This is a genomic window from Flavilitoribacter nigricans DSM 23189 = NBRC 102662, from assembly GCF_002646595.1.
Lineage (GTDB): Bacteria > Bacteroidota > Bacteroidia > Chitinophagales > Saprospiraceae > Flavilitoribacter > Flavilitoribacter nigricans.
Genome location: NZ_PDUD01000009.1, coordinates 283928 through 301865 on the forward strand (window position 1 = coordinate 283928; position 17938 = coordinate 301865).

A 17938-nucleotide genomic window follows, 5' to 3' on the forward strand; every position below is an offset into this window, starting at 1 on the left:
TAATAATTATCAACTAATTGAAACAAGACATGAAAAACCTTCTACCACTCCTGGCCCTTGCCGTAGGTATGGTCTTCACCTCCTGCGCTTCCAGTAAGATGGGCAAACCGGGAGAACCGATCTTCGTAGCGCCCGTCGGCGTACAGGCCTACTCCTTCCGCAATTATTTCCCTAAAGATATTCCCGGCACTCTGGATCGCATTCAGGCCATGGGGATCACCGAAATAGAAGGCGGCGCCGGCCGCATTCCACCGGAGGAATACAAAAAAATGTGCGACGAACGCGGCATCAGCATTCCTTCCACGGGTTCCAGCTTTAATGAACTGGCGGAAGACCCCATGAAGGTGGTCGAAACGGCAAAAAAACTCGGCTCCAAGTTTGTGATGTGTGCCTGGGTTCCCCACGACCGCGGCAATTTCTCGCTGGCGGATGCCCAGAAAGCGGTAGCCGTGTTCAATACTGCCGGCAAAGTGCTGGCGGATAACGGGCTGACCTTTTGCTACCACGCCCACGGCTACGAATTTCAGCCCTACGGCGACGGTACGCTGCTGGACTACATCATCGAAAATACCGATCCCAAATACGTCTCGTTCGAAATGGATATTTTCTGGATCCAGTTTGGGGGCGGTGATCCCGTGGCCCTGCTGAAAAAGTACGGCAAACGCTGGAAACTGATGCACCTGAAAGATATGGAGAAAGGCATCGAAAAGAACCTGACCGGTGGCACAAATGTGGAATACAATGTACCCCTGGGTACCGGGCAGCTCGACATGCGCAATATCCTGATCGAAGGCCGTAAGATCGGCATTGCCCATTACTTCATTGAAGATGAAAGTAGTAGTGTGGTGGAGCAGGTTCCCGAAAGTATCGCTTTCCTGCGTAGCCTGACTTATTAAGATCCGACGTAAACCGTAACATGAGTCATGCAAATCAGGAATTAAACTTGGAATCAATGTGCCTTTAGGCACAAAATGTAGGTAGCAAAATGACCATTTCCCGGCTTAGCGTGCCGTAGGTACGCCATGTAAAAATCATATTGCGTACCTACGGCACGCTGAACCTCCCGAATTATTGGACGGGCTACCGATATCTCGTCCCTACGGGACTTTCAACTCCTGATGCGCATGATTCATGTTATCGTCCTGCCGGATGCCCCGGGATCAGGACTTTACCTTCTCGTAGGTGGAGACATTGTCCAGCAAAATGATATCTTCTTTCGTCAATTCCAGCTCTGCTGCTTCTTTAAAGGCCTCCAGGTGGCTGATCTTGGTGGCACTCGAGATCGGCGCACTTACGATTGGACTGGCCATCTGCCAGGCCAGGGCCACAGCCGCCTGGGACACGCCGTGTTTCTCGGAGATCTGATCCAGGCCCTGGAGAATATGGTGACCGCGCTCGTCCAGGTACTGTTCGGCCTTTCCTCCCCGCACACTTTTATCCAGATCCTGTTTGCCGCGATATTTTCCCGTCAGGAAACCGCTGGCCAGGGCGTAGTAGGTGATCACGCCCAGTTCGTGCTGTGTGCACACCTTGGCCAGTTGATCTTCGTAGCCCTCCCGGTCGTAGAGGTTGTATTCGGGTTGAAACACTTCATAACGGGGCAGGTTATTGGCCTCACTGAACTTGATGGAAGCATCCAGCCGATCAGGAGATAGATTGGATGCACCGATCCAGCGTACTTTCCCAGCCTTAATGATGGTCTCGTAAGCCGCGAGGGTTTCTTCGATCGGCGTGTTGGGATCGTCAAAGTGAGTGAGGTAGAGATCGATGTGGTCCGTTTGGAGACGAAGGAGGGAGTCGTCCACGGATTTCAGGATATGGTCACGGCTCAGGTCCGGCTGACCTTTCCCCATATCGCCGCCCACTTTCGTGATCAGGGTGATGTCTTTCCGGTTGCCCCGCTCCTTCATCCATTTGCCGATGATCGTTTCGGATTCCCCGCCGCTGTTGCCGTCCGCCCAGCGGGAATAAATATCCGCCGTATCAATGGCATCGAAACCAAGTTCCAGAAACTTATCCAGTATGGTGTACGATTGTTTTTCATCTATGGTCCAGCCAAAAACATTGCCGCCAAACACCAGCGGTGCAATGCTGAGGTCAGTTCTACCTAAGGGTGTACTCTTCATAATGCTCTACGTTTGTATTTTAGGGTAATAACAGGGAACTAATTGCCATTGTTCTGCTTTGAAAGGTTCGCAAGGCGACCAAACGAACAGAAAAAAGGAGCGTTTGCCACCAAGCGGGTGCGACGGCCCACCGACCGTCTTCTGTATCCCGGTGAGCCTAGCTACCGAAAGGTCGGGATAAGGAAAATGTGGCGCCGAAATTATCACAGGATGAGGGACCGGTTAATGCCTATCCCAGCGGCATCCGTTCGAAAAACCGTATAATAATTCAATATGAAGATCATCAGCACCACGGCCCTCCAGCCTGAACAGAAAGCGGACATCCTTCAATTGTGGAATGCGGAGTACCCCGTCCAGTTAGCCTATTCCGGCCAGCAGGAACTGGAAAATTATTTGCAAAAACTGGCGGATCTTCACCATTTCCTTCTGGTGGACGAGGAAGAGCGAGTCCGGGGCTGGCTGGCTACCTTCGAGCGGGATCAGGATCGCTGGTTTGTCATGATCGTAGGATACCAACACCAGGGAAAGGGTTTTGGTACCCAGTTGCTGCAGCAGGCGAAGGAGCGGGAAGATGTATTGAACGGCTGGGTGACCGACCACGAGCGCGACGTCAAAAAAGATGGAACGCCCTACCCTTCTCCCATTTTATTCTATCAGAAGAACGGCTTTACCGTGCTCCCCCACATTCGACTGGAGAACGAAAAGTTATCGACGGTAAAAATATGTTGGAAAAGGTAGCGCAGATTTTTAAATTGCAGCATAGAAATCAACATCTATACGTAATGGAAGAAAAACAAGCATTAGCGAAAGCCCGCTATTACGCCATGGAATACGTTGAGGAAAATCGTCCGCCCCTGCATTTGCGGGACAAAGTGGACCTGGGCTTTTCCCTGGATAATCGCGAATTGAGGATCTTTGAGATCCGCCCCGTTTACAACGATCCGGAAATAAAGATCGAATCCGATGTAGCTCGCGCCAAATACATTAAATCCCGCGATATCTGGAAGGTCTACTGGAAACGCGCCAACGGCAATTGGGAACCCTACCGCCCGGGCGGTGATTCCGAAGTAGACGATATTACCGAATTCTTCAGCCTGCTGGACGAGGATAAATACGGCGCTTTTTGGGGATAAACGATCGCCGAACCGCAGCGGGTCTGCGGGTCACCTGCCTTACAACCAATCATGAAGGAACACCATTATAAAATCAGGATGGAGTGGACGGGCAATCAGGGCCAGGGTACCAGCAGCTACCGATCCTACAGTCGCGATCACCTCATCTCCGCTGATGGAAAGCCGGTACAGATCCCGGCTTCTTCCGATCCTTCCTTTCGGGGCGACCCTGCCCGCTACAATCCGGAAGAACTGTTCCTTTCGTCGCTTTCAGCCTGCCATATGCTGTGGTTTCTGCACCTCTGTTCCGTTAATAAAATCGTAGTGACGGAATATATCGATCAGGCTACCGGTATTATGGAAGAAGCTAAAGATGGGAGCGGAAAATTCCGGGAAGTCACCCTGCATCCGCGGATCAGAGTGGAAACGGAAGCGATGATCGCACCTTCCCTCGAACTGCATCACCAGGCCAATGCGATGTGCTTTATCGCCAATTCCTGTAATTTCCCGGTACAGCACGAGCCGGAAACCACAATCTGATCTCCAACTTTCCCTGCTACTGATCTATTTTGAGCGTGTACCGTAGTTCACCCCCGGTACCGTCGTACCAGAATATCACTCGTCTACCAGATGATCCAGGATATCCACTTCCTGATGATGATGGCGGTACATTTTTTCCTCAAAACTGCTCGTCTCCTTGATCATTTTTATGGTGATCAGGATGGCCCCGATCTGGACAACGGCCTGCAGCATATCTACGAAAGTAACCGTGATCAGGGAATCTATCGTTTCGGCATCCCGTTCCAGACGACTGCTGATGCGGGAGATGAAATTATTGCCCAAAAACAGGGCCCACCAAAAGCCGAGGATCTGCACACCCTGAATCTGCGGCCTATCCAGATACTCCAGTTGGGTCTTTTCCCAGATCTCTTCCATGATCTGGTACGGGCGGTACAAATTGAGAATGGGTACAAACCAGCTGCCGGCCGCCCACCCTTCGGTATGTTGCAGACGGCTGGCCGGTAAAACCTGGTGCAGGTTGTAATACGCCCGCCGGAACCAGCGGATGAAATAGACAATGGACAGGATATAAATAGCTAAAAATAGAAAAGCGAGTACCATTTGCCGGTTATCGTTACTATCGGCCTGGTCGGCATCGAAATCGTAACTACTCAGCAAACGGTATTGCAGGAAGTTGGAAATGAGCAGGAGTACGGTCACGCCGAGCATCACCCAAAAAATGATGATGATGGCCCGGGCGCGCTCCTGATTGGGGCGAAGTTTAGTTTCCATCAGAGCGTTATTTTCAAATTCACCCCAATGTACACTTTCCTTCCCGGATTTTCACCCATTTCCGGCAGATCCGGCGATTTGCCCTAGCGTTTCCGGGAAGACCGGCCACCGCCACCGCCTTTCCGCTTTCCGTTGCCGGAGCGGCTGCGGTTATTGTTGCCCGATGATCGCCGGCGATTCTGCTGACGCCCGTTGCTGCGGGCGTTGCCGCCGCTGTCTTCGGAAGTCATTACTTCTCCGTCTTCCACCAGGGCCATATCGATCCGTCGGCGCTGCAGGTCCGTTTTCACGATCTGTACATCCAGCTGATCACCGCGTTTGATCACCCGGCCGTTGTGGCGGCCTTTGATGCTCAGGCGGCTGCTGTCCACTTCGTAGGGCTGATCCATCAGTTCGTACGGGATCATGCCTTCGCAGCGACTGTCGATGAGTTCGACGAATACCCCGAATTCCGCAATGCCGGAAACCAGTCCCGCAAATACGTCTCCGATGTGTTTCTCCATGAATTCCACCTGTTTGTATTTGATGGATTCCCGCTCGGCGGTCTGGGCATTGCGCTCCATGGAGGAGATGTGCTTACAGCGCAGTTCCAGTTTATCTTTCTTCACCCGGAAGAAATTGCCTTCACCGAGGTTGCGCTCCAGGATCCGGTGTACAAGTACGTCGGAATACCGGCGGATCGGCGAGGTGAAGTGCGTATAATTATCGAAGCCCAGGCCGTAGTGACCGATGTTGTCGGTCGTATAGATCGCTTTGGCCATCGTACGAATGGCGATCGGTTCCAATAACTTCAGGGCCGGGTTCTTTTCGGCCGCTTTGCCCAGCGCATTGTAGGCCTTGGCCACATCCTTGGGCGATTTGATATTCATGTTGTATCCCATATCCCGGGCGAAGGCCACCAGGTCTTCTACCCGATCGGGGTCCGGTTCATCGTGTACCCGGTAGACGAAGGGGATCTCCGTGTCTTTGCCCTTCTGATCAATGTAAGTCGCTACTTCGCGGTTGGCCAGCAGCATAAAATCCTCGATCAGCAGGTGCGCGTCCTTGCGCTCCTTCACGTACACTTCCAGGGGCGTACCGTCTTCAGCCAGGCGGAATTTCACTTCATCGGTCTCGAAGTTGATCGATCCCTTGCGGAAGCGTTGTTTGCGTAGCTTTTTGGCCACTCGGTTAAGCACCTTCAGTTCCTGCGCGTATTCACCTTTCCCGGCGTCCAGGATATCCTGTACTTCGTCGTAAGTGAATCTGCGGTCGGAGTGAATAATGGTCCGGCCGAACCAGCGTTCCACCACCCGGTCTTTCTCATCGAAAACAAATATCGCTGAGAAGGTCAGTGAATCTTCGTTGGGACGTAGGGAGCACAGCTCATTGGACAATTTCTCAGGCAGCATCGGCAATACCCGGTCTACCAGATAAACGGAGGTCGAGCGTTCAAAGGCTTCCTGGTCCAGAGCGGTCCCCGGACGCACATAATAGCTAACGTCGGCAATGTGTACCCCCACTTCCAGGCGGCCGTCCTCCAGATAGCGAATGGACAGGGCGTCGTCAAAGTCCTTGGCGTTATCCGGATCGATCGTAAAGGTGGTGATCTCCCGGATATCGCGACGAAGTTCGATCTCCGCTTCGGGGATATGGGTCAGTAAATGTTTGGTCTCTTCTTTTACCGCGGCGGGGAACTCCAGGTCAAAGCCATTATTAATGAGAATGGATTTCATCTCAATATCGTGGCTGCCGGCCGCCCCGAGTACGGCGGTGATCTCTCCCACCGGTTGTTTGTAGCGCGAATGTTCCCATTCGGTAATGGCAACGATCACTTTATCATCGTGCTGCGCATCCATGAGGTCTTTGGTGGCCACCCGGATCTCCAGGGGCACCACACTGTCCGTAACCACCACGGCGTGGCGGGAAAAGCGCTGCAGGGTACCGAGGAAAGCGGACTGGGCCCGTTCCACGACTTCGAGTACTTCACCTTCCAGTTTTTTGCGACCGCGCGGACGCCAGGTCCGGATAGACACGGTATCGCCGTGCAGGGCGCCGTTCATATATTTTTCGGAAACGTGAACGTCATCCGACAGGCCTTCCACCAAAATATAGGCGTCGCCTTTGCGGGTCATATCCACTTTACCCTGATAGGTATTGCGGTCACTCTTGGCATTATCTGAAGCCGGCAAACTGGCGGCATCTACTTTATATCGGTATTCTCCCACCACTTTCAGCGATCCGGACGCAACCAGTTGGTCCAGCGCATACTGCACCGAATCCTTGTTGTTCTCAATCTTTAATTTCTTAATGATCTGACGGGGATTGAATTGCTTCTTGGAGTGGTAGCGGAAAAATTTAAGTAGTTCTCGTTGTAGTTGTTTGGAGCTTAGCTTACTTCCTTTAATTTTTTTCTTCTTCTTTTTTGTCATTCTAAAGTTTTGGGTATTTTTCTTAAAAACCGTTTTGTGATTAGATAAGTTTCCTCGGGCGTATATTTTTCGATCCCGCCCGGGATGAAATAAGAAAATAACACACGCAATATACTGATAATCATCAGATTAAAAAAAATATTCAAAAATAGTGCAATAATGAATTTTGCGAATCGTTTTAGTTTTCGAAAGTCAAGGATAAGAAATAATTGAACCGTTATCACGCATTTCCCCCCAGCATTATACAGAGATCTACTTGATTAAACACGCTTAAATCAATCTTTCCCGGCCTCGTGCCGACAACGCTTTTCCCTTACCGTTCAGCTACTTGTATGCAGCAATACAGCCTTTGGCTGTTGGTGTTCACTGGCATTGATCAGTGCTGTGCCCTGGCGTCTGAAGGTGAATTTTCCCCGTTTTAATTCTTCTAAATCTAAAAGTATCGAAGCATTCGTACTTAGTTGAAACAATCTACATTTTTAAACTTAAATTCTAATCTGATGATGCTGAAGAAAGCATTCGTAATCCCAAGTGCATTCACCTTGTTGTTAATGCTGTTTACTTTCGCTTCTTGTGAAAAGGATGATACTACAGGACCGGACGGTGCCAGAGGCACGATGAGCATTGAAATAACCGATGCTCCAATTGATGACGCTTCCGTCCAGGGGGTTTTTGTAACTGTGGCGGACGTGAAGATCGACGGCCAGAGTGTGGAAGGTTTTACCTCTAAGACCATTGATATTAAAGCTTACCAGGAAGGAAACGTAGCGCTGTTGGCCGAAACGGACCTCACCGCGAAAACGTATTCCAGCATTTCTCTGGTACTGGACCATACTACCGATGCCAGCGGAAGCGCTCCCGGTTGTTACGTATTGAAAACGGACGGCACCAAAGAGGCCCTGATGGCCGGTGCCCAGAATACCACCGAACTTACCCTGAACGGTCAGAACATCATTGTGGAAGACAACCAAACGGCCGAAGTAGTGATCGATTTTGACCTGCGCAAAGCGATCAAGCGCGAAGGACAGGACGCCTACGATTTTGTTGCCGGCAGTGACCTGGCCGCTTCTCTGCGGGTAGTGACCAAAGCCAGCGCTGGTACCATTACCGGTAAAGTTTCCCAGTGGGACAACTATGCGGACAAAGTAGTGGTGTACGCCTATAAAAAAGGTACCCTGGACGCAAACGCCGAAACGCAGGGCAGCGGTGACGGACAACTGAAGTTCACCAACGCCGTAACCAGCGTACAGGCCAAAGCCGACGGAAGTTTCGAACTTCACTTCCTGGAGGAAGGTGACTACGAACTGTACTTCGCCGGATACGAGGATGATGACCAGGACGGGCAGTTCGAACTCAAGGGCAGCCTTTCTATCGACATCAACCTGCTGGCTGGTCTGGACCTGAGCCTGATCGACGTAGAAGCCAATAGCTCTACCACCGTAAATGTAACGATCATCGGCATTCTGCCGCTGTAAGCATAAGCATTAGTTAGATAACGTTCAATCCTTAGTTTGACTTTCCAATTTTAAGCAAGTAACTTGTCAAGGGTTGTTCTCAGGAATGGGAACAACCCTTTTTGTTTTCTCTACCATCCTATTTTGAGCAGCTGTATTTTTTTTCGCCAGCATAAACGGTACCCTTAGCAATGCCCTTTTGGTTGCCCATGGTGCGATATGCCCACTGGCTACTCCATATATATAAGCTATCCGATCATCCAATTCCCCAAACCGCACATTCCAGGCAAAAATGTGTTATAATAAATGAAGGCGATCCCGCCTCACCTGCAACCAGCTGGAGTACAGCGCTGCCCGGAAGATAACGGCAGCCAGCCGCAAAAACAGAATCCGGTCTGTCCGGATGATCCGCTTATTTTCCCGGTATTGAGAATAGGCTTACCTTTGTGAAAAGCCGAGCAATGATCCGCAATCTGCGAGCTTTGGTGTACCGGCTCTGTACATTTTCCCCATGATTCGTTATGGCCAGACTGGCTATTTTCTTTGTGAGGTCCCCGAATATCCTTCCCAAATCTTTTTTTCGCAATTTTCTTCTTGTTCAGTATTGATCATATTTAATCATATTGATTTTATTTAATCAAATTCGGTTTTTGTGATTCGGTGTAAAACATTGATATTCAATCTGTTATAAAATTGGCACGGCATTTGCAATAGTATAAATGAACTTGCAATAAAAAAATATACCTATATGACTACCATCGAATTCACTGAACAACTAAACCAATTTGAAGCATTCTTGAATAACTTTGCGCTGAGGTTGACGCATAACCAGGAGAAGGCTAAGGATTTGGTCCAGGACACGTCACTGCGTGCGTTCCGGTATCGTGAAAAATTCCAGGTAGGTACTAATTTTAAGGGCTGGATCTCTACTATTATGCGTAACACTTTCATCAACCAGTATCGCAAAGACAAGAAGCGTCGCCACGTAAGTGAGCCGGTTGAAAGCTTTGCATACGCCCTGGAAGGAAAAATCATCACTCCGAACGAAGGAGAATCAAACTTACGTATGCAAGAAATCATATCCATGTTTGACAGTATGAGCGACCTGTACAGTGTACCTTTTCTGCTGCATTACCGCGGATTTGAGTACAAAGAGATCGCCGAGAAACTTGACCTGCCTATCGGTACGGTTAAGAGTCGTATCCACACCGCACGCAACAAAATGAAAGCTAACATCGAACAACAATATGCTTCTAGAGTTATTAAGTAAGTTGGAAGTTCGCATAAGCATCAAAAAATAACTAAGAGGCTGTCTTTCCGACAGCCTCTTTTGTAGTCTATAGCCATATGAATTGGAAACATCCTAATACCATTTCTTTCTTTATTCTGATCTGTATTCTCCTCTTTGCCTTATCCATTGCTTATTTATTGTACCAGGAACAACCCGAAGGAACCGTGTTCCAGGGGGAGAACAGTGACTATACCTTTTCTTACGACCTGGGCAAACCTTACCAACAATATTATCTACCCAATGACCTGCGGGAAATTTCCGGCCTGGCCTGGAATACAGAGGACCAGCTTTTGTCCATCCAGGATGAGGAAGGAGTTATCTTCGTTTACCAGACCGGTAAACAGGAAGTGATCCAGAAGGTAAAGTTCGGCAAGAATCTGGATTACGAAGGCATCGCCCGTTCCCGGAACAAGATCTACGTACTCGAACGCGACGGCGATATATTTGAGATCGACAGCCTCTTCGGCGAATCGGTAGAAAGTAAAAAGTACGAAACGCCCCTCTCCTACCAGCAGGATGCGGAAGGCCTGGCCTACGACCACGTAGATGACTGCCTGCTCGTAGCCTTGAAGGAAGCTGGTGAGGAAAGTAACGAAACCGGTGAAGGACTCAAAAGAATGATCTACAGTTTCGACCTCAACGATAACCGGATGAGCGAAACACCCCTTTATTATATCGATCAGCTAGAACTCGGACGGCTCATCTATCAGAAAGAAAAATCCTACGAATTCAAACCTTCGGGGATCGCAGTACATCCTGAAAATGGTTATATTTATGTGATCTCCTCGGTAGGTCGCTTACTGGTAGTAATGAATCGAACGGGAGAGTTGCTTTACGCCGAACGCCTCAGTCCCAGTCAGCTTCCTCAACCTGAGGGAATTACCTTCGATGAAGAAGGTCGCTTATATTTGTCCAGTGAAGGCCGTGGTGGCCAGGGACGACTATTGGTCTTTAATCCGAAAAATTAATGAGTACGACTATTAAAGAAGATATACTTGACCAGAGTAGAAGTCATCTACGTGAATGGTATCAAGAACAAATGCCGGCTGCCTATGTGTATCACAATTTCTTCTTCGCTGAAGAAACGGTGGAAGCGGTACAGAAGGTGGCTGATAAATCCGAACACGAGATCAGCGACAGTGACTTTGAGTTGCTGAGTCTTGCCGCCTGGTTTCAGTTTACCGGCATGGCCCGGAAGGAAAGAGATTATTATGACGAGAGTGCATCGATCGCCAGTGATTTCCTTAAGGAACGCGGGTTCGGGCAGAGCGGCATCAAAACGGTACAAAGTCTAATCCGTTCCATCCGTCCGGATCACGAACCGGCCAACGTCATGGAAAAGGTCTACCACGACGGTATTCACCTCATCGCCGGTCGCAAAAGCTTTTTCAAAAAGGCAGATCTGCTGCGGCTGGAGGAAGAACACCTCCGGGAAGAACCCTACACGGAAAAGGAGTGGTCCGAACATGTGATCGAACTGCTCACCAATACGCATTTCTATACGGCCTACGCCCGCGGCAAATACGGTAAGCGCAGGCTCGAGCATTTGTCCAAGCAGAAGCAGAACAACGTCAAGGCCGAGCGCAATACGATCAAAAAGCTTACGGGTAAGGATATGGGACGTGGGATCGATACGCTGTATCGGACCGGTTTCCGGAACCACATCAACCTGAGTAGGATCGCCGATGGGAAGGCCAACATGATGATCAGTATCAATACGATCGTACTCTCTATTCTTTTGGCTGTATCCGGTGCGGGTCTGAGCTTCATCGAGAACTTCTTTTACGATAGTCCCGGATTTGCTCTGCCCGTGATCATTTTGTTGCTGAGCTCGCTTACGGCCCTGGTCTTTGCTGTGTTTTCGGCAAAGCCAAGTGTAACGACCTATAAATTAAACAGCAATTTCGATCCGAATTCAACGGAAACCAATATGTTGTATTTTGGAAATTTCCTGCAGTTGGAAAAGGAGGATTTTGTGCACTATATGGATAATCTAAAGGTTGACCAGGAGCAGCTTTATAATGATCTTTCCCGGGACCTTTATAACTTAGGTTTGGTGCTCCGGAAAAAATACCAGCTGCTTACCATATCGTACAATGTATTTGTAGGGGGATTGGTACTCAGTGTATTGGTATTCCTGGCCATTTACGTGTTGATGGCGTAAATCGCCATCAAACTGCGTTTCCCTGTCTAGACTTTATCTTTACTTTGTCCATAAATTCCAGCAAATTTACTTTGCCGTATGCGTTATAGGTAGCAACCAGCAGGCCGCGTATCTTATCCATGGTTTCGAGAGCAAATACGATCGAGATCCGGTTTGGATTATGGTCTTTGGGAAAGAACCGGTGGAACTCTACTATTGCGACTTCAGCAGGTGGGTATTCCCGATCACTTTCTTGGAGGATCAAACAATTGTCCTCCAAAATGAATTGTTCGGAAAATCCCCGCTTCTTTAGTGCTTCGGCCGCCCGGGCCAGGCTGGGATATCTTTTAAATTTCATGATCGCTAACGTTTTTTGTTTGTTTGTTTATGTTGGAATGGTTTTACATTTTACTACTCAGCAGGTTTTTCGTCTTTCAGTAATTGAAGCCATACAAAGGTCAGAATCAGACCGAATACCAGACATTCAAAGATCATCAGACCGTTGATCATTACGGAGTCCATAAAGGAATTGACCTCCAGACCAAATTTTTGCAAGACACCACTTTCGAGCCCGAACAGACTTACAACGAGATTGATCGCCGCCATCGTTACCGCAGCCACAAAAGAGGTAAACATACCCAGGACCATACCGTCCTTGAAGACTTTACCACTCGGTAGAAAAGATTTGTACTTATTCAAAAGCTGGCCAAGAACCAAACCGAGTGCGAGATATTTGACGAAATCCCATCCAACATTATCTTCACCTACTAAACTACTGATTATTAAAGAAATAGCCCCCATGATCGCACCTGCGGTCAGGCCGTAGGTCGTACCTTTCTGGTAAAATGGGAATCCATAGTCCTCCGACCGAACGTTCTCGTTCTTATCAACAACTACTATTTCATTTTTCTCACTAACTTCCATTTTTCTCTATTTTGATTTAAAAATTGGGATGAAGTGAGGAGAAAAACTCCCCACTTGATCTACTCAGAGCGTCGTGAAATTTATTTTCCAACGCCCGTCCTGATCCACTCATTCTAATGCACAATTGGTTGAGTTGTGAATCGAACTATGGAAAACTAACTCTTTCAGGCTACTACCTTCTGACTGCTTCTCCAGGCATCCAGCATCCAGCTTACTTTTTCCAGATTGCTGAGGAAACCGCCGACCATATCGATGGTACCTTCGTCACTTACCGAGTCGGCAGCCTTGATTACCCGGCGCATATTTTCAATGATGATCCGGTGATTTTCGAGAATGACATTCACCATTTCCACATCTTCTTCTACCCGGCCGGCTTCGGATACCTCAGCGCGATCCAGATATTCGGAAAACTGAGATACCGGACGCATGCGCAGGGTCAGGATCCGCTCGGCGATCTCGTCAATTTTCAGACGGGCATCGTCGTAAAGTTGCTCGAACTTTTCGTGCAGGTCCAGGAAGTTCTCACCCTGGATATTCCAGTGAAAATTTCGCAGGTTCTGGTAGTATAAATGATAGTTGGACAACAACGTATTCAGCTCATTTACAGTGCCTTTTACTTTGTCTTTATCCATGCCTAAATAATTCATGTTATTGAGTATATTTTGATTTTTAATTAAATTGATTCTCACTATTTAAACTGAAATCCGGCACGCTGTGTTCACTAAAATTTTAAGATTCCGGGTACCGGAACACCGAACCAGGCCTACTGTTCCGGGGTTATAAAACCGAACTATAAACCGGCGCTTCTCTGCCGCCCCATTTACTTAAATTAATAATGCTTAATCGTTAACTTATGTCAATCATCGGTAATGTTATCAAGACAGCCATTGAAATAAAGAATACGCTGACGCCCGAGGTGAAAAACGCCTACGAAGCCCAGCAGGATCAACTGACCAACCTCCTATCCAAAGCCGAAAAAACCTCTTTCGGTCTTTTTTACAACTTTGCGGAGATCCGGAAATCGGAAAATCCGATAGAAGCCTTCAGTAAAGCCGTTCCCATTCACGATTACGATCTGATCCACAACGAGTGGTGGCATCAGCAACAGGATAAGCCCAACATTACGTGGCCGGGACAGCCTAAATATTTTGCGCTGAGTTCCGGTACCACCGGCAAGGAAAGTAAACGCATCCCGGTGACGGATGAGATGCTGGCCTGTTTTCGCTCGGTTGGGATCTCACAGGTAGAAAGCCTGTCCAATTTTGATTTTCCGCCCGAGTTCTTCGAAAAGGACGTATTGATGCTGTCCAGTTCGGCCGATCTGGAAAAACACAAGGATCACCTGGAAGGCGAGATCAGCGGGATCAATACCAGTAATCTGCCAAGTTGGTTCGACGGCTTCTACAAACCCGGTCTGGAGATCGCGAGTATTCCCGATTGGGACGATCGCGTGGTCGCTATCGCCGAGGCGGCTCCGGAGTGGGACATTGTAGCCCTGGCCGGTATTCCCTCCTGGATCCAGATGATGCTGGAAAAGATCATTGAAACCCACAATCTAAAAAATATACACGAGCTGTGGCCCAATCTGCGGGTCTACGCGTCCGGTGGTGTCGCCTTCGAACCCTACCGGGAAAGCCTGGAACGCCTGATGGGTTACCCCCTGATCTACATGGATACCTACCTGGCTTCTGAAGGCTTTTTCGCCTACACCGCCCGGCCGGACACCATGAATATGCAGTTGGCGCTCAAGCACGGCATTTTCTACGAATTTATTCCTTTCGATGAGACCGGCTTTGACGAGACCGGTAACCTGCTGGAAGACCCGAAGGTCCTTTCCATCGAAGAGGTAGAAGAAGATAAGGACTATGCACTGCTGGTGTCCACACCCGCCGGCGCCTGGCGCTATATGATCGGCGATACGATCAAATTTACCGACCTGGATCGCTACGAGATCCGGATCAGCGGCCGTACCAAATATTTCCTGAATGTGGTGGGTTCGCAGTTATCCGAAGATAAGATCAACAACGCGGTCAACCAACTGGCGCAGGAAATGGACGTTGAGATCAATGAATTTTCCGTCGCCGCGGTGAAAGACGACAACGACGAGTACATCCACCAGTGGGTGCTCGGCACCAAAGCCGATATAGATGCAGAAAAAGCGACGGAACGCCTGGATGCCATCCTTCAGGACCTGAACAAGAATTATAAGGTTGCCCGTGAGAAAGCACTGAAAGGAGTAAGCGTGCGAACGGTACCCTCCCAACAGGTGTACGACTGGCTGGCCAGCCGTAAGAAAAAAGGCGGCCAGATCAAAATGCCGAAGGTGATGAAATCCGAAATGATGGAAGACCTGATGGCCTATCTGGACGAACAGTAAGCAATTGAGATCACGGGGGATCATTTGCCCCTGTTTCATAAATTATAGCAACCGGCCTGTAGTGTGTACTTACGCTACAGGCCGGCCCATTTTATATACGTTTTTCACTCACAGATCTCATCGATCCATTTCTGGTCGATCTTACCCTGCTCATCTATGTGGAAAACCGCACCGACCACACACCCCTTCGGCCCCACCGAATCCAGCGTGTAACGATAATCGAATCCCATATCGATCGGCTCACCGAGTACATCCCTTACCAGAGCGGTATCCGCGCCCAATTCGATCATATCCACCACTTTTTGCAGGCTCCGGTAATCCTGATATTCCTGATAATGTTTGCCGGCCGCGATCAGAGTGGTCACATTGGAACAGGCGACTGCCGCTCCCGAAAAGAGTATGATCCATCCAGCTTGCTTTAGCATCTTCATATAATGTTTTTAATTTTTTCATTCCAACCACGATTTGCGCCCGGCAGGATCCCAACGAACAGAATTTCTCTTGAGATACTTGAATTTATAAAGCATTAATTTCTAGAGGATTAATAACTTTAGAAGAATCTTTCAAGTAACAAAACGAAAACCAAAACAATGCACGTCAACATCAACCGCCGCCGCTTCCTCCTGGGCGCTGCCGGCACCCTCGCTGTTTCTACCCTGAATGCCTACCAGCTCGATCTGCTTTTCCGGGATCCGCCGCTGCGGGTCGGCCTGATCGGCGCCGGCTGGTACGGCAAGAATGACTTATTCCGCTTGTCGCAGGTCGCCTCGATCGACATCGTTTCCATCTGCGATGTAGACCGGCAAATGCTGGAGGAAGCCGCCGAAAATGCGCGCCAGTGGCATGCCTCGGGCAAATCCCCCCGAAAGTACGCCGATTACCGGAAAATGCTTGCCGAAAAAGATCTGGATATTGTGATCATCGGTTCACCGGATCACTGGCACGCCCTGCACGCGATCGAAGCCATGCAGGCGGGTGCTCACGTCTACGTGGAAAAACCCATCAGTGTGGATGTGCTGGAAGGGGAAGCCATGGTAGCGGCCGCCCGTAAGTACAACAAGGTGGTGCAGGTGGGTACCCAGCGGGTAAGCACCCCGCACCTGATCGATGCTAAGGAAAATATCGTGGAAGCCGGTCAATTGGGCAAGATCTCCCACGTGGAGATGTGCTGCTATATTCACCAGAGAGAAAACGGCAATCCTCCCGTGCAAAAAGTCCCGGAGTATTTTGATTACGATATGTGGTGCGGACCGGCTCCCATGCGCCCCTACGACGGTCTTCCCCATGTACGCTGGTGGCGCACCTTCACCGAGTATGGCAACGGCATTCTGGGGGACATGTGCGTACACATGTTCGATGCCGTACGCTGGACGCTCGGACTCGGCTGGCCCGAACGCATCCGCTCCACGGGCGGGATATACGTCCAGAAGGACGGCAAATCCAATATTTCCGATACTCAGCACGCAGTATTTGAATATCCGGAACTCAACTGCATCTGGCAACACCGCACCTGGGGTACTCCCGCCGATCCGGATTATCGCTGGTCCTACAAGATCTACGGTGAGCACGGCACCCTGAAGGCCAATACCCGGCAGTACGAATTCATCCCCCACGGAGCGGGAAAAACAGTGCTCAAAACCGCCCTGACCGAAGGGGATAAATTTCCGGAGGATATCGGAGATAATGGCCGGGCCAGTACCGGAGCACCGGCGTCGCGCCGGCATATGCTGGATTTTCTGGCAGCCATCGATCAGCAAAAAAAGCCAGTATCGGATATTCTGGAAGGACATATCTCTACCGCCAGTTGCATCCTGGCCAATCTCTCCGCCGATCTCGACGGGCGTCCGCTGGTCTACGATCCCACTACCCAAACCGTCAAAAATGATGAGGAAGCAAGCCGGATGCTCGCCCGGGAATACCGGGAGCCCTGGGTGCATCCCGGGAAGGCTGGGAAGTAATGAGAATTTCAGGATCTTTGATACGTTGGGATGGGTAAGCTTGTCTCCCAACGTTTCAACTTTTAACCATCCGAACCTCCCACCGTCCCATTTTCCAAGATCACCCGGATCATGCCAAGGTCATCCGTTGGTTTCAGGCCGTATTGGGTTTCTAACCGGCTGGTCTTTTTTAGCAGCATTCGATCATTCGCTGCGTCGGATCGGTCCTTAAAAAGTAGATCGACCACTTGTTTTTCCGAAAAGGCCGGGAATTCCTCTTCGCCCAGATTGGAAAAGGTGAATACGCCGTCGGTGGTGAGACTGATATCCTCGATATCCGAAAGTTGCAGGTGTTGCTCCTGAGCCTGGTACCATTCCGCAAAAGGTTTTTGCAGGTGATAGGCGAAGTAGTCCGGGGCATTATTCTGGTCGAAGACCACGATCTTTTCACCGGTGTAGACCGCCCCGTCCCCGATCGCGATAAAGCTACCGGTTTTTGCCCGTACGTCCACTATACCCAGTACAATGGTGCTCAGCAGTTCGTATTTGTCCAGCTGGAGATCGTTCTTGGTTTCCTGCAGTTCCCGGTGCAGCTCTTCCAGTACGGCTTTTTTGAGGGTTTCCAGATCGAGGACCGGTCCTTTTAAGGATTCCTGATAAAAGAAATGCCGGGCTATCTTTCGCAATAATTTGCCGATGAGGGCCGAAGCAAAAAAGCTTTCCGTGCCCATCGTACACCCGTCCAGTACCGCCAACAGCACCCGATCTCTACCGATATCCGCGTGGACAACGTAGTCCTCACAGTGATCCTTATGGAATAAGCCGATCTGGGTGTGCTTGTAAATTTTTATCATTCGGTTTCATTGATGG

The 17938-nt window shown here is 49.5% G+C and carries 18 protein-coding genes; 10 read left to right on the forward strand and 8 right to left on the reverse strand.

Annotation, left to right across the window (positions count from 1 at the left end):
- Nucleotides 1-29: 29 nt before the first annotated feature.
- Nucleotides 30-896: a sugar phosphate isomerase/epimerase family protein gene (locus CRP01_RS05970; protein ID WP_099149094.1), complete on the forward strand. Its 867-nt coding sequence runs from the start codon at nucleotides 30-32 to the stop codon at nucleotides 894-896.
- A gap of 264 nt (nucleotides 897-1160) precedes the next feature.
- Here CRP01_RS05970 and CRP01_RS05975 read toward each other — a convergent pair whose 3' ends face one another.
- Nucleotides 1161-2126, reverse strand: a complete 966-nt coding sequence (locus tag CRP01_RS05975) for an aldo/keto reductase (RefSeq protein ID WP_099149095.1) — start codon at nucleotides 2124-2126, stop codon at nucleotides 1161-1163.
- A 273-nt stretch (nucleotides 2127-2399) separates the two neighbouring features.
- Here CRP01_RS05975 and CRP01_RS05980 point away from each other — a divergent pair, with 273 nt between their 5' ends.
- From CRP01_RS05980 to CRP01_RS05990, 3 genes are read left to right on the forward strand one after another with little or no spacing between them, the layout of a single operon-like run.
- On the forward strand, nucleotides 2400-2864 hold the full coding sequence (locus tag CRP01_RS05980; protein ID WP_099149096.1) for a GNAT family N-acetyltransferase: 465 nt from the start codon (nucleotides 2400-2402) through the stop codon (nucleotides 2862-2864).
- Between the two features lie 44 nt (nucleotides 2865-2908).
- The gene (locus tag CRP01_RS05985) at nucleotides 2909-3259 is read left to right on the forward strand and encodes a DUF3024 domain-containing protein (RefSeq protein WP_170110253.1); all 351 of its coding nucleotides are present in this window, start codon (nucleotides 2909-2911) and stop codon (nucleotides 3257-3259) included.
- Nucleotides 3260-3310: 51 nt separating this feature from the next.
- Entirely contained in the window at nucleotides 3311-3778 is a 468-nt protein-coding gene (locus CRP01_RS05990) for an OsmC family protein (protein ID WP_099149098.1), read from the forward strand.
- A 75-nt stretch (nucleotides 3779-3853) separates the two neighbouring features.
- Here the strand turns inward: CRP01_RS05990 and CRP01_RS05995 are convergent, their stop codons facing one another.
- Together CRP01_RS05995 and rnr are read right to left on the reverse strand one after the other, a co-directional pair.
- Nucleotides 3854-4531: a DUF4328 domain-containing protein gene (locus tag CRP01_RS05995; protein ID WP_099149099.1), complete on the reverse strand. Its 678-nt coding sequence runs from the start codon at nucleotides 4529-4531 to the stop codon at nucleotides 3854-3856.
- 83 nt (nucleotides 4532-4614) lie between these two features.
- Nucleotides 4615-6942 carry a ribonuclease R gene (rnr, locus tag CRP01_RS06000; RefSeq protein ID WP_099149100.1) on the reverse strand — a complete coding sequence of 776 codons (2328 nt, stop codon included), beginning with the start codon at nucleotides 6940-6942 and terminating at the stop codon, nucleotides 4615-4617.
- 500 nt (nucleotides 6943-7442) lie between these two features.
- On the opposite strand from rnr, the gene CRP01_RS06005 reads away from it, so the two are divergent.
- The 4 genes from CRP01_RS06005 to CRP01_RS06020 all read left to right on the forward strand — a co-directional run bounded on the left by CRP01_RS06005 (nucleotide 7443) and on the right by CRP01_RS06020 (nucleotide 11851).
- On the forward strand, nucleotides 7443-8417 hold the full coding sequence (locus CRP01_RS06005; RefSeq protein ID WP_233752636.1) for a DUF4382 domain-containing protein: 975 nt from the start codon (nucleotides 7443-7445) through the stop codon (nucleotides 8415-8417).
- A 727-nt stretch (nucleotides 8418-9144) separates the two neighbouring features.
- Nucleotides 9145-9666 (forward strand): RNA polymerase sigma factor, encoded by a 522-nt coding sequence (locus CRP01_RS06010; RefSeq protein ID WP_099149101.1) that lies wholly within the window; start codon nucleotides 9145-9147, stop codon nucleotides 9664-9666.
- A 77-nt stretch (nucleotides 9667-9743) separates the two neighbouring features.
- Complete coding sequence (locus CRP01_RS06015; protein WP_099149102.1) at nucleotides 9744-10655, forward strand: SdiA-regulated domain-containing protein; 912 nt, start codon at nucleotides 9744-9746, stop codon at nucleotides 10653-10655.
- Entirely contained in the window at nucleotides 10655-11851 is a 1197-nt protein-coding gene (locus CRP01_RS06020) for a Pycsar system effector family protein (RefSeq protein ID WP_143473285.1), read from the forward strand. The genes CRP01_RS06015 and CRP01_RS06020 overlap by 1 nt, the downstream gene beginning before the upstream one ends.
- Nucleotides 11852-11858: 7 nt before the next feature.
- Here the strand turns inward: CRP01_RS06020 and CRP01_RS06025 are convergent, their stop codons facing one another.
- The 3 genes from CRP01_RS06025 to CRP01_RS06035 all read right to left on the reverse strand — a co-directional run bounded on the left by CRP01_RS06025 (nucleotide 11859) and on the right by CRP01_RS06035 (nucleotide 13401).
- The gene (locus CRP01_RS06025) at nucleotides 11859-12188 is read right to left on the reverse strand and encodes a hypothetical protein (RefSeq protein ID WP_099149104.1); all 330 of its coding nucleotides are present in this window, start codon (nucleotides 12186-12188) and stop codon (nucleotides 11859-11861) included.
- A gap of 53 nt (nucleotides 12189-12241) precedes the next feature.
- Complete coding sequence (locus CRP01_RS06030) at nucleotides 12242-12754, reverse strand: hypothetical protein (RefSeq protein WP_099149105.1); 513 nt, start codon at nucleotides 12752-12754, stop codon at nucleotides 12242-12244.
- A gap of 164 nt (nucleotides 12755-12918) precedes the next feature.
- Nucleotides 12919-13401, reverse strand: a complete 483-nt coding sequence (locus CRP01_RS06035; protein ID WP_099149106.1) for a Dps family protein — start codon at nucleotides 13399-13401, stop codon at nucleotides 12919-12921.
- 206 nt (nucleotides 13402-13607) lie between these two features.
- Here CRP01_RS06035 and CRP01_RS06040 point away from each other — a divergent pair, with 206 nt between their 5' ends.
- Entirely contained in the window at nucleotides 13608-15131 is a 1524-nt protein-coding gene (locus CRP01_RS06040; protein ID WP_099149107.1) for a GH3 family domain-containing protein, read from the forward strand.
- Between the two features lie 104 nt (nucleotides 15132-15235).
- On the opposite strand, the gene CRP01_RS06045 is transcribed toward CRP01_RS06040, so the two are convergent.
- Nucleotides 15236-15556 (reverse strand): hypothetical protein, encoded by a 321-nt coding sequence (locus tag CRP01_RS06045; RefSeq protein WP_143473286.1) that lies wholly within the window; start codon nucleotides 15554-15556, stop codon nucleotides 15236-15238.
- A 165-nt stretch (nucleotides 15557-15721) separates the two neighbouring features.
- Between CRP01_RS06045 and CRP01_RS06050 the strand changes: the two genes are divergently transcribed.
- The gene (locus CRP01_RS06050) at nucleotides 15722-17089 is read left to right on the forward strand and encodes a Gfo/Idh/MocA family protein (RefSeq protein WP_099149109.1); all 1368 of its coding nucleotides are present in this window, start codon (nucleotides 15722-15724) and stop codon (nucleotides 17087-17089) included.
- 62 nt (nucleotides 17090-17151) lie between these two features.
- On the opposite strand, the gene CRP01_RS06055 is transcribed toward CRP01_RS06050, so the two are convergent.
- Nucleotides 17152-17922 (reverse strand): protein phosphatase 2C domain-containing protein, encoded by a 771-nt coding sequence (locus CRP01_RS06055; protein ID WP_099149110.1) that lies wholly within the window; start codon nucleotides 17920-17922, stop codon nucleotides 17152-17154.
- Between the last annotated feature and the right edge of the window lie 16 nt (nucleotides 17923-17938).